This window comes from Nonomuraea corallina (genome assembly GCF_027620315.1).
Classification (GTDB): Bacteria; Actinomycetota; Actinomycetes; order Streptosporangiales; family Streptosporangiaceae; genus Nonomuraea; species Nonomuraea corallina.
In genome coordinates, this window is record NZ_JAPNNL010000007.1 from 74,101 (window position 1) to 88,809 (window position 14,709).

General features: G+C 72.4%; 13 protein-coding genes. 7 read left to right on the forward strand and 6 right to left on the reverse strand.

Going from position 1 to position 14,709, the window contains the following annotated elements; translation table 11 throughout:
* Nucleotides 1-16: 16 nt before the first annotated feature.
* Nucleotides 17-733, forward strand: a complete 717-nt coding sequence (locus OUY22_RS03460) for a YaaA family protein (RefSeq protein ID WP_270153230.1) — start codon at nt 17-19, stop codon at nt 731-733.
* A 116-nt stretch (nt 734-849) separates the two neighbouring features.
* Here OUY22_RS03460 and OUY22_RS03465 read toward each other — a convergent pair whose 3' ends face one another.
* The 3 genes from OUY22_RS03465 to OUY22_RS03475 form a co-directional block, all read right to left on the reverse strand.
* Nucleotides 850-2,514: an RNA polymerase sigma factor gene (locus OUY22_RS03465; protein ID WP_270153231.1), complete on the reverse strand. Its 1,665-nt coding sequence runs from the start codon at nt 2,512-2,514 to the stop codon at nt 850-852.
* A gap of 240 nt (nt 2,515-2,754) precedes the next feature.
* Entirely contained in the window at nt 2,755-4,848 is a 2,094-nt protein-coding gene (locus OUY22_RS03470) for a SpoIIE family protein phosphatase (protein WP_270153232.1), read from the reverse strand.
* Nucleotides 4,849-5,042: 194 nt separating this feature from the next.
* Nucleotides 5,043-5,612, reverse strand: a complete 570-nt coding sequence (locus tag OUY22_RS03475) for an HhH-GPD-type base excision DNA repair protein (RefSeq protein ID WP_270153233.1) — start codon at nt 5,610-5,612, stop codon at nt 5,043-5,045.
* A 153-nt stretch (nt 5,613-5,765) separates the two neighbouring features.
* Here OUY22_RS03475 and OUY22_RS03480 point away from each other — a divergent pair, with 153 nt between their 5' ends.
* The 6 genes from OUY22_RS03480 to OUY22_RS03505 all read left to right on the forward strand — a co-directional run bounded on the left by OUY22_RS03480 (nt 5,766) and on the right by OUY22_RS03505 (nt 10,974).
* Nucleotides 5,766-5,990: a hypothetical protein gene (locus tag OUY22_RS03480; RefSeq protein WP_270153234.1), complete on the forward strand. Its 225-nt coding sequence runs from the start codon at nt 5,766-5,768 to the stop codon at nt 5,988-5,990.
* 123 nt (nt 5,991-6,113) lie between these two features.
* Complete coding sequence (locus OUY22_RS03485) at nt 6,114-7,610, forward strand: hypothetical protein (protein WP_270153247.1); 1,497 nt, start codon at nt 6,114-6,116, stop codon at nt 7,608-7,610.
* Between the two features lie 9 nt (nt 7,611-7,619).
* On the forward strand, nt 7,620-8,387 hold the full coding sequence (locus OUY22_RS03490) for a thioesterase family protein (RefSeq protein WP_270153235.1): 768 nt from the start codon (nt 7,620-7,622) through the stop codon (nt 8,385-8,387).
* A 70-nt stretch (nt 8,388-8,457) separates the two neighbouring features.
* A complete protein-coding gene (locus tag OUY22_RS03495; RefSeq protein WP_270153236.1) occupies nt 8,458-9,213 on the forward strand; it encodes a LamB/YcsF family protein in 756 nt (251 codons plus the stop codon).
* Nucleotides 9,214-9,361: 148 nt separating this feature from the next.
* A complete protein-coding gene (locus OUY22_RS03500; protein WP_270153237.1) occupies nt 9,362-10,120 on the forward strand; it encodes a 5-oxoprolinase subunit B family protein in 759 nt (252 codons plus the stop codon).
* Complete coding sequence (locus OUY22_RS03505; protein ID WP_270153238.1) at nt 10,117-10,974, forward strand: 5-oxoprolinase subunit C family protein; 858 nt, start codon at nt 10,117-10,119, stop codon at nt 10,972-10,974. The genes OUY22_RS03500 and OUY22_RS03505 overlap by 4 nt, the downstream gene beginning before the upstream one ends.
* Nucleotides 10,975-11,016: 42 nt before the next feature.
* Here the strand turns inward: OUY22_RS03505 and OUY22_RS03510 are convergent, their stop codons facing one another.
* From OUY22_RS03510 to OUY22_RS03520, 3 genes are all read right to left on the reverse strand, one after another.
* Nucleotides 11,017-11,844 carry a PhzF family phenazine biosynthesis protein gene (locus OUY22_RS03510; RefSeq protein ID WP_270153239.1) on the reverse strand — a complete coding sequence of 276 codons (828 nt, stop codon included), beginning with the start codon at nt 11,842-11,844 and terminating at the stop codon, nt 11,017-11,019.
* Between the two features lie 60 nt (nt 11,845-11,904).
* On the reverse strand, nt 11,905-13,593 hold the full coding sequence (locus OUY22_RS03515; protein WP_270153240.1) for an ABC transporter family substrate-binding protein: 1,689 nt from the start codon (nt 13,591-13,593) through the stop codon (nt 11,905-11,907).
* 87 nt (nt 13,594-13,680) lie between these two features.
* The coding region (locus OUY22_RS03520; protein ID WP_270153241.1) for an ABC transporter ATP-binding protein at nt 13,681-14,709 on the reverse strand (1,029 nt) is incomplete at its 5' end.

Here is a 14,709-nt window from a genome sequence, read left to right on the forward strand (position 1 = left end):
GGTAAGCTGCGCTCTTGTGCTGATTGTGCTGCCTCCGTCGGAGGGCAAGGCCCCCGCGGGCGACGGGCCGCCCGTCGCCGGCCTGTCCTTCCCGAAGCTGGACCGGCCCCGCAAACGGGTGCTCAACGCCCTGATCAGGGCGTCCCGCCGCCGGGACGCCCTGGACGTGCTCGGCCTCTCCCCCGGCCAGGCGCCCGAGCTCGCGAAGAACCTGGAGCTCAGGACGGCGGGCACGCTCCCGGCCGCCGACCTCTACACCGGGGTGCTGTACGACAACCTCGCCCCGGGCGAGCTCTCCCCCGAGGCGCGGGCCAGGGCCGAGGAGAGCGTGCTGATCTTCTCGGGCCTCTGGGGCGTGGTGCGGCTCTCCGACCGCATCCCGCCCTACCGGCTGGCCATGGGGGTCAGCCTGCCGCCTGTCGGGCCGCTGGCGGCCTTCTGGCGGCCGTTCCTCACGCCGGAGCTCGACCGGCTGCCGGGGCTGGTGGTCGACCTGCGCTCGTCGGCGTACGCGTCCGCCTGGCGGCCGGGCCCCCGAGGCGTGTCCGTACGGGTGCTCAAGGCCGGCAAGGTCGTCAGCCACATGGCCAAGGCCACCCGCGGCGAGGTCGCCCGGCGGCTCCTGGAGAGCGGCCTCACCCCGGAGACCCCGGACGAGCTGGTCAAGACCCTGGACGACCTCGGCTACCGGGTCACTCTCACCGGCGGCAGACTCGACGTCCACCTCCCCTGAACCGGAACCCCGGAACCCCGGAACCCCGGAACCCCGGGAACCCGGGAACCCGGGAACCCGGGAAAGCGGAAAGGGCACGATCCCGCGAGGGGTCGTGCCCTTTCCGGGCGCGTCACCTAATCCAGGTAGTCGCGCAGAACCTGCGAACGGGACGGGTGGCGAAGCTTGGACATGGTCTTCGACTCGATCTGCCGGATGCGCTCACGCGTCACCCCGTAGACCTTGCCGATCTCGTCCAGCGTCTTCGGCTGCCCGTCGGTGAGGCCGAAGCGCATGGACACCACGCCGGCCTCGCGCTCCGACAGGGTGTCGAGCACCGAGTGGAGCTGCTCCTGCAGCAGTGTGAAGCTGACCGCGTCGGCCGGGACGATGGCCTCGGAGTCCTCGATGAGGTCACCGAACTCGCTGTCGCCCTCCTCGCCCAGCGGCGTGTGCAGGGAGATCGGCTCGCGGCCGTACTTCTGGACCTCGACCACCTTCTCGGGGGTCATGTCCAGCTCGCGGGCCAGCTCCTCCGGGGTCGGCTCGCGGCCGAGGTCCTGCAGCATCTGCCGCTGGACGCGGGCCAGCTTGTTGATCACCTCGACCATGTGGACCGGGATGCGGATGGTCCGCGCCTGGTCGGCCATGGCCCGGGTGATCGCCTGCCGGATCCACCAGGTGGCGTAGGTGGAGAACTTGTAGCCCTTGGTGTAGTCGAACTTCTCGACCGCGCGGATCAGGCCCAGGTTGCCCTCCTGGATCAGGTCCAGGAAGAGCATGCCGCGGCCGGTGTAGCGCTTGGCCAGGGAGACCACCAGGCGGAGGTTGGCCTCCAGCAGGTGGTTCTTGGCCCGGCGGCCGTCCTCGGCGATCCATTCGAGCTCGGCGCGCACGTCGACCGGGAGCCCCTCGCCGTCGCTGGCGAGCTGCTCCTCGGCGAACAGGCCCGCCTCGATGCGCTTGGCGAGCTCGACCTCCTGCTCGGCGTTGAGCAGGGGCACCTTGCCGATCTGCTTGAGATAGTCCTTGACCGGGTCGGCGGTCGCACCGGCGGCGGCGACCTGCGCCACGGGGGCGTCGTCGTCATCGTCGGAGAGGATGAGGACCTCGTCCTCGTTCTTCTCCTTGACCACCACGACCGCGTCGGCCTTCGGCTCGTCGTCGGTGTCGTCAGTGTCGGTGTCGGCCTCGGCCTCGGAGTCGCCCTCGGCGACGATCTCCTCGTCCTCGACCTCGAGGTCTTCGAGATCCTCCAGCTCCACGTCGCCGTCGAGCTCGATGTCGTCGTCGTCGACCTCGGACTTGGGGCCCTCGGGGGCCTTGGGCTTGGTCTCGGCAGGCCCGGCGCTCTCCGGCTGGGCCTTCTTGGCGGGTGCGCTCTTGGCCGGGGCCGCCTTCTTGGCCGCCGGGGCGGCCTTCTTGGCGGGGGCCGGCTTCTTCGGCGCGGGCTCGGCTTCGGCGGTGCCGACGACCGCGGTCACGGTCTCCGGCTGCTGCTCCTTGGCGGCCGCCGCCGTCTTGCTCTTGACGGGCGCGGCGGTCTGGCGCTTTGCTGAACCTCGAGACTTCTTCTTCGGCGCAGCCGAATCCGCGGCGGTCACCACCACGGTCACGCCCTCTTTGCTGAGGTTCCGCAAGAACGCGGCGGCGTGCGACATGGGGATGTCCGCCTCCTCGAAGGCCTGACGGACATCCTCAGACTCGAGGAAACCCTGCGAGCGCCCACGCTCGAGCAGTCGCTGAATGACGGGCTCGTTCAGCTCTTGTGGCTTCGAGCGAGTCGAACTTGCAGGCGACACGAACACCTCTCGAACGAACGCGTGGCGACAATGGACCCAGATGCCCGCTGGGGGCTGTTGCCTCTCTCGGAGATCGGTGAGGCCGTGCGGAGCGCTACGGACCTTCCAGCATTCTGGCACGCCCTAGCACTCCATACGGCCACCTCCCGGCGGTTGTCCTCCACCCTAGGCCGACCGAGAGAGTAGTGCGTACGCAAGGGCGGCACTGATACCCGAAAGCAACCCTTATGACTGTTTCATTCAGTCACTCTTGGTGAGGGCCGGGACGTGAATAGCTAGGGCCGTAACGTCATCGTCCTGTTCATATCCTGACAACATCCCATCAACCAGGAAGTCCAACAGCATGTTGGGATCAGTGACCACCTCAGGCGGGGCTTCGGTCACAACACTGCAAATCTCTGCCAAACCGGCGTCCAATCCGCGTTTGCGGTTCTCCACCAGGCCGTCGGAGTAGAGCACGGCGGTGTGTCCCGGCGGCACCACGAACCGGAACTGCCGGCGGCTGGTCGGCCAGCCCAGCGGCGTGCCGGGCTCGGCGTCGCACAGGATGGCGGTGCCCTGCGGCGAGACCAGCACGGGCGGCGGGTGGCCCGCGAGCGCGAGCGTGCCCTCGCCGGTGGCCGGCTCGACGACCATGTAGGCCAGCGTCGTGACCTGGTCGTCCTCCTCGGTGGCGTCGAAGACCCGGTCGAGGCCGCCCAGCACGGCCGCGGGCGGCGGGTTGGTCAGCGCCAGCGCCCGCATGGCGTTGCGGATGCGGCCCATCCCGGCCGCCGCCTTGACGCCCTTGCCCATGACGTCGCCGACGACGGCCGCGACCCGGCCGTCCTGCAGCACGAACGCGTCGTACCAGTCGCCGCCGACCTGCACGTGGCGGCTGCCGGAGCGGAACCGCTGGGCCAGCTGCAGGCCCTTGACCACGGGCAGGTGGTCGGGCAGCAGGCTGCGCTGGAGCGTCTCGGCGGTGCGGTGCTCGCGCTCGAACAGCGTCGCCCGCTCGACCGCCAGCGCGCACTGGCCGGCCAGCGCCTCCAGGAAGACGCCGTCCTCCTGCGAGATCTTCTGCGGCCTGGTGAACGAGAACCGCAGCGCGCCCAGGGCCCGCCCCGCGGCCAGCAGCGGCAGGCCCACCCAGGCCTGCTCGTCGCTGTCGGCGAGATAGCGGGCCAGCACCTTCTCGTCGCCGCCGGCCTCCAGGAGCTGCATCTTGAGCATCACCGGCGACTCGGCGAAGACCGGTCTGCGGCTGTTGACGGCCATGGTCATCACGCTGGAGTGGGACAGCGGGATCTCCTCGCCGGAGGAGCCGGACGCCTCCGGGATGCCCTCGCCGTTGATCAGCTTGAGCGCGGCGCGGTCGGTGTCGAGCAGCGCGACGGCGGACCGGTCGGCGGCCAGGGCGGTGCGGCCGACGTCGATGATGACCTGCACGACCTGCTCGACCGTGAGCGCCTCGGCGAGCTGGGCGGTGGCGCCCTGGAGCCGCGCGGTGCGCAGGGCGGCGGCGCCGAGCTGGTCGGTCAGCCTGCCGCGCATCTCCTCGGCCTCGCGCTGCGGGGTCACGTCGGTGTTGGCGCCGACCCATTCGACCACCCGTCCGTGGCGGATGATCGGCACGGCGCGCACCTCGAAGTGGCGGTAGCCGCTGGCGCGGGTGCGCACGCGGTAGTTCCACTCGAACATGGTGCGGCCGCGCAGCGCCTCCTTCCATGCCTCCTCGGTGGCCTGGCGCTCGTCGGGGTGGACGACGTCCAGCCAGCCGTAGGCGAGGTACTCCTCCAGCCCCTGGCCGGTGATGGCGCGCCACTGCGGCGCGTCCTCGGTGACCGTGCCGGTGGGCGTGGTGATCCACACCAGCTGGGACTGGGCCTCGACCAGCGAGCGGTAGCGCTCCTCGCTGCGGCGCAGGTCCTCCTCGATCTGGTGGCTCTCGGTCACCTCCAGCCCGACCAGCGTGACGGCCCTCAGGTCGCCGGCGTCGTCGTGGATCGGCGAGAACGACATCGACCAGTGACGGTCGAAGCCTTCGGGCGAGCGTACGCGCAGGCGCCGCTCCGCGACCGGGCCGTCGCTCTCGACGACGGCCTGGACGCCCTGGGTGACGGCCTGGCTGAGGTCGGCGGCGAGCGCCTCCGCCGGGGCGCGGCCGATGAGCCGGTCGGCGGGCACGCCGACGAGATCGCTGAACACGTCGTTGACCCGCTGGACGCGGCCGTCGACGTCGAAGAAGGCGAAGGCGAACTCCGCCTCGGACAGCATGCCCTTGAGGAGGGCGGAGTCTGAGATGTCCACATCCGACTCCCGGGGACGGGGAACGGAGGTCTCGGCGCTCATGGTCCGTACCTCCGTCGCGTGCCAGGGTCTCCCACGCGGCACATCTCCATAATCGTGTATCGGCGTAGCGCAGCTCCGGGCGACCGGATTCTGCAGTACATCATCGGCGATGGGCATGCGCGGACGGAAGCCCCGGCCGCCATACGGTCAACGCATCCTGTCAAAATCGCTCCACGTTGCGCAGCAAGATCAGGCTACTCGGCCTTCGCCGCCTGCTTGGCAGCCTGCTTGTAAGCTCGCACTCTCGCCAGGCTGTCGGCGTCGACCACATCCGCCACCGATCGGTAGGACTCCTCCTCGCCGTACGCGCCGGCCGCCTCGCGCCATCCTGGCGGCCTGACCCCCAGTTGCTTGCCGAGCAATGCCAAAAAGATCTGAGCCTTCTGCTTGCCGTATCCCGGCAGAGCCTGCAGGCGTCCGAGCAACTCTTTGCCGTCGGCGGCGTCGGCCCAGATGAGCTCGGCCTTGCCGTCGTAGTGCGCCACGAGGTAGGCCGCGAGCTGCTGCACCCGGGCCGCCATCGCCTTGGGATAGCGATGGACGGCCGGCTTCTGGGCGAGCAGGGCGGTGAACGCCTCGGGGTCATAGGAGGCTATCTCCTCCGCGGTCAGATCGTGCCCCAGCCGCTCGGAGATGGTGTGCGGACCCGTGAACGCCCACTCCATCGGCACCTGCTGGTCGAGCAGCATGCCGACGAGCAGGGCGAGCGGGCTGCGGCCGAGGAGCTCATCGGCCTCGGCCCGCTGCGTGAGCTGGATGCGCATGGAGACAGCTTCGCACGAATGCCGCCGCCGAGAAGCGAACACAGCCGCCTCGGAGCCTTGACAGTGTCGTGATAAAAGGTGAAATGAGAGCGCAAGTCGCCTGCGTCCACTCCTGGGGGTTTGCCCCCGGGCCTGCAGAGGAATCTGACACCTATGCTCGCTCTGGCCACACGCCTCCTGCGGGAGCCGGTCAGTCTACGGCTGGCCGAAGAGTTCCTCACCGTGCCGGTGGACACCATCGACCGGTGTGTCGCCGACGTGTGCGCGTGCGCGCAGCACCTCGGCATCACGGCGACGCCCGAGATCGTCGAGCGCGTCGCGCGTGAGCATCTGCTCGCCATCGTCAACTCCGCACCACCGCCGCGAACCCATCGATAACATCGGAGTCATCAGGCCGCGTTCTACGCACCGTTTGCGCCTGGAATGCGAGAGAGTGAGGGCGTGCGCCGACACCGACGAGACCCCCGGGAGAGCATTCCGCCTGACGACGTCTTCCAGGAGATGGTCCAGGCCGCACGCGAGCTCCTCGCGGTGCGGAACCCGCTCGACGCGGAGCTGATGGTCTCCGACATGATCGGCGCCTGGTGGGGCAGGCGCGTCAGAGGCGGCGACGTCGAGCAGGTGCTCGGCGAAGGGCTGGTCGACTACGCCGCCAAGGCCGGCACGCCGGCCTCCCTCACCCTGCTCATCTGCCTGGCCTACCTCGGCACCGCCCGCCAGGGCGCGAAGGCCGAGGGCGCCGCGCTGGCGATGATGGAGTCGGGCGTGGCCAGACCCGGCTGGGCCGACCGGGTGGGCGCCGTCAAGCCGACCGGCTGTTACGTCTCCCGCGACGCCTACGGCGACCAGGACACGGTGATCTGCACCTTCGCCTACCGGTGGAGCGGCGACGGGCCGGGCGACCAGCGCGACCGCCACGCCCTGGTGATGGTGGTCGACTACAACATGTCCGGCATGGCGCGCGACGCCTGGGTGTCCTCGCAGGTCGGCAAGCTGCTGGAGCAGGCCGAGGCCGAGGCGGCGGGCAACCCGATGCTGCTGTTCGAGGAGATCGAGCCGCAGCAGGCCAGGGCGCTGCTGGAGTCGGCCATGAAGGCCACCGGCGAGCCGAAGAAGACGCCGCCGGTCAGCGACAGCTACAGCGCCTACCACGCCTTCGCCCGCGCGCGGCTGAAGGCGCTGCCGCCGGGGCGCAAACGGCCGGCGCCGCTGCACATCGAGGCCCCGTACAACCGTGAGCGGCGGGCGATGCTGGCGGCGGAGTTCCTCGCGTCCGACGACGCCGAGCACCTGTCGGACCCCTCGGCCGCCTCCCGGTGCGCCGACCACATCATCGACTACGGGTGCGACCTGGACTTCAGCAGGCCGCTGCGGGTGAGCCCGACCAAGTGCGAGACGTTCCTGCTCGACTGGCTGCCGCGCAAGGTGATGCTGTCGGAGGCCGAGCAGGAGGCGATGCCCCACGTGCTGGCCGCGTGGGCGCGTTTCGCCGCGCACCGCGCGGGTCTGCCCGACGAAGGACTGAAGGCCACGCTCGACGCGGTGTGGGAGGCGACGGGCAAGTTCCCCGAGGCCTACCGCGACCCGGCCTCGTTCGGGCTGGACCGGCCCCTGCTGGAGCGGCTGCTGCCGGACGGCGACCTGTCGGCGCTGGCCAGGCGGGTCTTCGCGTTCCCGTTCCTGCAGGGCTCGCACAACGGGATCGATCTCGACCGGCTCAACCCCGCCGACGAGGCCGACCGGCGGGTGCTGCTGGAGATCGACCACGTGGGCGGCATCGACCGCGAGCACCTCGCCTGGCACGAGGAGATCGCCACCCGGCTGTGGGAGGGCGACCCGCCGCAGCTGTGGGAGGCCGCCCAGCGCCTGCTGGACCTCGGCCACGACCGCCACGACGTGCTGCACGTGCTGATCGAGATCGCCGAGCGGATCGGCGGCGACCCGGAGGAACTGGCCGCCGCCCTCGACGACATCGCGGACATCCCCGACGAGATCTAGGGTGCCCGTATGGCGATGTACGTCCCGTTGGGTGAAGGCCGCTACCGCGCGACCGAGCACACCCAGGGCCCGTGGGACCCGGGCACGCAGCACCTGGGCCCGGTCACGGCCCTGATCGTGCACGAGCTGGCCAGGACCGCCCCCAGACCGGGGCTGGAGCCGGCCAGGCTCGCCGTCGACGTGTTCGGCCCGGTGCCGGTTGCCGACCTGACGGTCCGCACCGACGTGGTGCGCGACGGCAAGCGGGTGCAGTGCCTGGCCGCCTCCGTCTCCGCAGGGGGCCGCGAGTACGTCCGGGCCACCGCCTGGCGCATCCGTGAGGCCCCCACGCCCGCCACCCTCGTCGAGCCGCCGCCCCTGCCCGCGTCGGAGAGCGAGCCGACCTGGCTGACGACGGGCTTCGGGTACGGGCGCGCGACCGAGTGGCGTTTCACCCGCGGCAGCGCGACGGAGACCGGCCCCGCCATCGCCTGGGGCCGGTCGCGGGTGCCTCTGGTGGCCGACGAGGAGCCGACCCCGCTGGAACGGCTGGCGCTGTTCGCCGACAGCGGCAACGGCATCAGCTACGCGCTCGACTTCGACACCCACGTGTTCGTCAACGTCGACCTCGTCATCTCGCTGTACCGGGCGCCGGAGGGCGAGTGGATCTGCATGGACGCGGAGACGGTGGTCGGCCCGTCCGGGCGCGGCCTGACACGCTCCACCCTGTACGACAGCCACGGCGAGGTCGGCTCGGCCTCCCAGACCCTGTTCGTCGGGCCGCGCGAGACGCCCTGATGAGCGTTCTCCCACGCCCGGCGGGGCGGATTCCGCCCCGGTGAGGGTGCGGAGGGGCCACGATGGACCCATGGTGATCGACCTCAACGCGGATCTCGGCGAAGGCTTCGGCATCTGGCGGCTCGGCGACGACCTCGCCCTGCTCGACATCGTCACGAGCGCCAACGTCGCCTGCGGCTTCCACGCCGGCGACCCGGTGACGATCAGGCGCACCTGCGCGGCGGCGGTCGACCGGGGGGTCACGATCGGGGCCCAGGTGTCCTATCGCGACCTGGCCGGCTTCGGCCGCAGGGAGATGGACCTGGAGCCGGAGGAACTCTGCGCCGAGGTGCTCTACCAGCTCGCCGCCGTCGACGGCATCGCCAGGGCGATGGGCGGGCGCGTCTCGTACGTCAAGCCGCACGGCGCGCTCTACAACCGGGTCTGCCGCGACCACGAGCAGGCCATGGCCCTGGTCGACGCGGTGGCCGACTACGACCCCTCGCTGCCGGTGCTGACGCTGCCGGGGTCGGTGGTGCACGAGGCGGCGGCCGCGTCCGGGGTGCCGACCGTGAGCGAGGCGTTCGCCGACCGCGCCTACACCGCCGCCGGGGCGCTGGTCTCCCGGCGGGCTCCGGGCGCGGTCATCCACGACGCGCGCACCGTGTCCGAACGCGCGGTCCGGATGGCCCGCGAAGGGCGGGTCACCTCCGCCGACGGCCCCGACGTGCCGGTGACCGCCCGGTCGATCTGCGTCCACGGCGACACCCCGGGCGCGGTCGGCCTGGCCCGCGCCGTCCGTGACGGCCTCCTGGAGGCCGGCGTGGTGCTCCAGGCGTTCGCATGACCCGCACCTGCATGGTTCGTACGCGCATGCTCGTGGCGCGGCCTCTGGCGGCACGGGGTGGGGTCCGGAGGCCGGGTGAGGGTCCGCCGGTTCGTCTGTCACCGCTCCGAGGGGCATCGGCGGTCCCCGGGCGCGTCGCGGAGGGCACGTGATCCGGCGGGCCGGGGAGCACGGCCTGCTCGTGGAGACCGGCGCCCTGGAGGTCTCCCATCGGCTCGACGCCGCCCTGCGGGACGAACGGCCGCCAGAGGTGCTGGAGGTGGTCCCGGGGCCCGAGACGGTGCTGGTGGTGGCTCCGGGCGCCGATCAGGCCCGGTTGCGCGAGCTCCTGGAGAGGCTGGCGGCCCGCTGCCGCGACGCCCCGCCGGGCGGGCATGGCGAATCGGGCGGAGGCGCCGGTCTGCCGTACGAGGGCGGGCCGGGCGAGTCCGGTGGAGGCTCGGGTCTGACGTACGAGGGCGGGCCGGGCGCGGGCTCGTACAAGCCCGGCGAGTCCGGTGGAGGCTCAGGTTCGACGTACGAGGGTGCGGGCAGGGTGACGGTGCCTGTGACGTATGACGGTGCGGACCTTGAGTCCGTGGCCGAGGCGGCCGGGATCTCGGTGGACGAGGTGGTGGCCAGGCACACCGGCCGGGAGCTGGTCGTCGGCTGGCTGGGGTTCGCGCCCGGCTTCGCCTACCTGATCGGCCTGGACCCGGTGCTTCACATGCCCAGGCTGGCGACCCCGCGCACGTCGGTGCCGGCCGGGTCGGTGGCGATCGCGGGCCCGTACTCGGCGGTCTACCCCACCGCGTCGCCCGGCGGGTGGCGGCTGCTGGGGCGTACGGACGCGCGGGTGTGGGACGTGTCGGCCGAGCCGCCGACGCCGTTCCGGCCCGGCACCCGCGTGCGGTTCGAGGTCGCATGATCGAGGTTCTGGCGCCGGGCCCGTACGCGACCGTGCAGGATCTGGGCCGGCACGGGTACGCGCACCTGGGCGTGCCGTCCTCGGGCGCGGCCGACGCGGGGAGCCTGCGGCTGGCCAACCGGCTCGTCGGCAACCCGGAGCGGCTGGCGGGCGTGGAGGTGACGTTCGGGCTGGCCCGCCTGCGGTTCCTGGAGGGGGCGTGGGTGGCGCTGGCGGGGGCGCCGTGCCCGGTGTCCGGCGGCGCGTCCGGGGCCGGCATGGGGGTGCCGTTCTGGGTGCCGAAGGGCGCCGAGGTGCGGCTGGGGACGCCTGAGTGGGGGTTGCGCACCTATCTCGCGGTGCGTGGCGGCGTCGCGGTGGAGCCGGTGCTGGGCAGCCGTTCGACCGACTCGCTGTCGGGGCTGGGGCCGCCGCCGCTGCGGGCCGGCACGATCCTGCCGGTGGGCCCGGCGGCGGGGCTGGCCGGGATCGCGGTGGACCTGGCCCCCCTCGCCGGGCCGCGGCCGGCGGTGCTGCGGGTGTTGCCGGGGCCGCGAGACGACTGGTTCGCCTCCGGGGCGCTGGAGACGCTGTGCGCCGCCCCGTACGCGGTGAGCCAGGACAGCAACCGGGTGGGGGTGCGGCTGCGCGGCGCGGAGCCGGCGCGGGCCCGGGAGGGCGAGCTGCCGAGCGAGGGCATGGTGACGGGGGCGGTGCAGGTGCCGCCGAGCGGCCAGCCGATCGTGTTCCTCAGCGACCATCCGCCGACCGGCGGCTACCCGGTGATCGCGGTGGTCGCCGACGCGGACCTGCCGGTGGCCGCGCAGCTCCGTCCCGGCGACGAGGTGCGGTTCAAGGTCCTGCCGCACGTCTGAGACCGCCGCCCCGGGACCCCCCAGGGACGCGCCGGCGGGTGGTCAGAGGTCGACCGTGCCGCTGACGCGGCTGATCGTGGAGCCGCCCACCCAGACGTCGCCGTCGTCGGCGGAGATCCGGACGCGGCCGGTGCGGCCGAGCGCGGTGCCCTGGCTCGCCACGTACGGGGCGCTGACCCGGCCGGTGCGCAGCAGCCACTGGGCGACGGAGGCGTTGAGGCTGCCGGTCACCGGGTCCTCCGTGACGGTGCCCGCGTACGGGCAGAACGCGCGTACCTCGTAGGCGGCGGGAGCGCCGTCCGGGTAGAGCCCGGCGACCCCGGTGTCGACCGGGAGAGGGCCGGGGCGCAGGTCGAGCACCGCGTCGGCGTCGCGGAGCAGCAGCGCCACCCAGCCGGGGCCGTTGTCGGCCCACTCGGCGTCGACGATCTCGTCCAGGCCGATGCCGAGCCCGGCTGCGAGCTGCCGGAGCAGGTCCTCCTCGACGGGCCCGGAGCGCAGCAGCGGCGGCGCGGCGAAGGCCAGCCCGGACTCGTCGCGGCGGATCCGCACCAGGCCGGCGCCGCACTCCTGGACGATCAGGTCGGGGTCGCGCGGCGAGCCGCCGGTCTCAAGCCAAGCGTGGCAGCTGCCGATCGTCGGATGCCCGGCGAACGGCAGCTCGGCGGAGGGCGTGAAGATCCGCACCAGGTAGTCGGCCTCGGCGGTGGTGGGCGGCAGCAGGAACGTGGTCTCCGACAGGTTGGTCCAGTTGGCGAAGCGGAGCATCTCCTCGGCGGTCAGCCCGTCACCGTCGAGGACGACGGCGAGCGGGTTGCCCCCGAAGGGGACCTCGGTGAACACGTCGACCTGGCGGAAGGCTCGTAGCATGCCCATCAGTCTGGCAGAGCGGCCCCGGCCGCTTCTCCACGCCGCCGCCCGCGACCGGGGTCAGCGCAGGAACCCGATGTCCTGGTAGCGGAGGTCGTGGAAGCCCCGGGCGCCGATGTTGGCCAAGGTGTCCTTGACCGCCACGACCTGCGGCCTCTGGTAGAGGGGCAGCACGTTGGCCTGTTCCCACAGGAGCCGGTCGGCGGCGTTGAGGGCGGCGCGGGCCTGGACGGGATCGAGCTCGGCCACCGCGCGGTTCAGGGCCGCGTCGATGGCCTCGGAGCCGGACCGCCCCAGGTTCGCGTTCCAGGTCTTGCCGTCGGGACTGTTCACGTACGCCCCGTAGCTGCTCGACAGGGGGAACGGGGTGCCGATGTACGCGAACGGCGCGATGTCGAAGTTGCCGGGGATGACGTACTTGGTGAAGAAGTCGTCGCTCGGCACCGCCTGGATGGTCAGCTTCACCCCGATCTTGGCGAGCATGCTCTGCGCCAGCTCGCCCTCCGACTTGCCGGCCTGCGATCCCGCCGGCACCACGAACCGCAGGGTGAGCGGCTGCCCGTTCTTCACGCGCACGTCCCCGTCGAGCTTCCACCCGGCCTCGTCCAGCAGGCGCTGGGCCCGCCGCGGGTCGTGCCCGCCGAAGGCGCCGGCGTTGTCGTGGTAGCCCTCCTGGGTCGGCATGAAGAAGTGGTTGTTGAGCGGGGCGGCGGGCCAGTCGAGGCCCTGCAGGTCGGACCGGGCGATGGCCGCCCGGTCGATGCCGAGCTGGAGTGCCTGACGCACGCGTACGTCGCGCAGCTTCTCGCCGGAGCCGTTGAAGGTGAAGTGGCGGAAGTCGGGCCCGGCCGCGAGCCGCACCTGGGCGCCCGTGGCGCTCCTGGCCCTGGCGTAGTCGGGGGCGGACGGCCCGATGTCGGCCACGTCCAGCTCGCCGTTGCCGAACATGCCGGTGAGCGAGTCCTGGTCGGCCGCCCGGTAGACGATCCGGTCCAGTTTGGCCCGGTCTCCCCACCAGGCCGGGTCGCGGACGAGGGTGATGGTCTTGGCGGTGTGGTCGAGCCTGCCCACCTTGAACGGCCCCGCGGTCACCGGGATCGCGTTCAGCCAGGCGGAGTCGAAGGCCTTGGCGTCCTCGTTGACGGCGGCGGGCAGCAGCGGGCTGAACAGGGACTGCCAGTCACCGAACGGCCGCGTGAACGTCACCACCACCTCCTGCTCCCCGGCGCCCCGCTCGACCGCGGCGATGTCCTGGTAGCCGGTGGCGGAGACGATGCGGAAGGCGGAGTCGCCGCCGCGCATGACCTCCCACTGGGCGCGGTAGTCGGCCCAGGTGATGGGCTTGCCGTCGGACCAGCGGGCCTTCGGGTTGAGGGTGTAGGTGACGACCTGGCGCGGCCTGCGGTCGGTGATCCGGGCGTCGAGGACGTAGTCGCGGTTGACCGAGAGCCGGGCCTGGCCGTCGGAGACGAACACGGACGGCAGCAGCGCGTTGCTGACCACGGCGGCCATGGCGAGGTTGCCGTCGATGTGGTTGCGGTTCCACTGGCTGGGGAACTCGTTGATGCCCCAGCGCAGGGTGCCGCCTTCGGCGATCTTGTCGCGCGGCTGGAGGTTGAGGTCGGACGCCTTGACGGTGTCGTCGCCCTGGCCCGCGCCGGTGTCGGGGCCGCGCGCCCCGCAGCCGACCGGGGACAGCGCCAGGGCGGCGGCCACGGCGAGCCGCGCGCCTGTCAACGGGGTTTTCATCGGTGGTTCTCCTCCTGCTCGTGCGGTGCGGGTCGGACGAGGGCCGCGTGCGGTGCGGGGTCGGACGACGGCCTCGTGCGGTGCGGGTCAGACGACGGCGAGCCTTTCGGCGTAGTGGCAGGCGGCCGACTGGTCCTGGCCCAGCGGGCGCAGCTCCGGATCGGCGCCGGCGCACAGGCCGCGCTCCGCCTCGGTCAGCACCGACCGGAAGGTGGGGCACCGGGTGCGGAACCGGCAGCCGGACGGCGGCGCGGCCGGGTCGGGCCGCTCGCCGGTGAGCAGGATCCGCTCGCGGGCGCGCTCGCGCGCCGGGTCGGGCAGCGGGATCGCCGACAGCAGCGCCTGGGTGTACGGGTGGGCGGGCGCGGTGTAGAGCGCGTCGGCGTGGCCGATCTCGGCGATCCGGCCCAGGTACATGACGGCCACCCGGTCGGCGAGGTGCCGCACCACGGCCAGGTCGTGCGCCACCAGCAGGTAGGACAGCCCGAGCTCCGTCTTGAGCGCGCCGAGCAGGCCCAGCACACCGGCCTGGACCGACACGTCCAGCGCGGACACCGGCTCGTCGAGCACCAGCAGGCGCGGTTCGAGCGCGAGCGCGCGGGCGATGGCGATGCGCTGCCGCTGGCCGCCGGAGAAGTCTCCCGGGTAGCGGGCGGCGTGGGCCGGGTCGAGCCCGACGAGCGCGAGCAGCTCGCCGACCCGTCGCCGGGGACCGCCGTGCCGGTGGGTGCGCAGCGGCTCGGTCAGGATGTCGTGGACCGTCATCCGGGGGTCGAGCGAGGCCAGCGGGTCCTGGAAGACGACCTGCAGGTCACGCCTGATCTCCAGCCGCTGGGCGGCGGTGAGCGCGGCGGTGTCGCGGCCGAGCACGGTGATCCGGCCCCGCTGCGGGCGGGTCAGCTCCAGGATCTCGGTCAGCGCCGTGGTCTTGCCGGACCCTGACTCGCCGACGAGGCCGAGCGTCTCGCCCTCGCGGATGTCGAAGCTGATGCCGGCGACCGCGTGGACGGTGCCGGCCCGCCGCCTGAACACCGCCCCTTTGACCAGCGGGTAGTGCTTGACCAGGCCGTCGACCTCCAGGACCGGGCGCGGGCGGCGCGGCCCAGGACCGGTCTG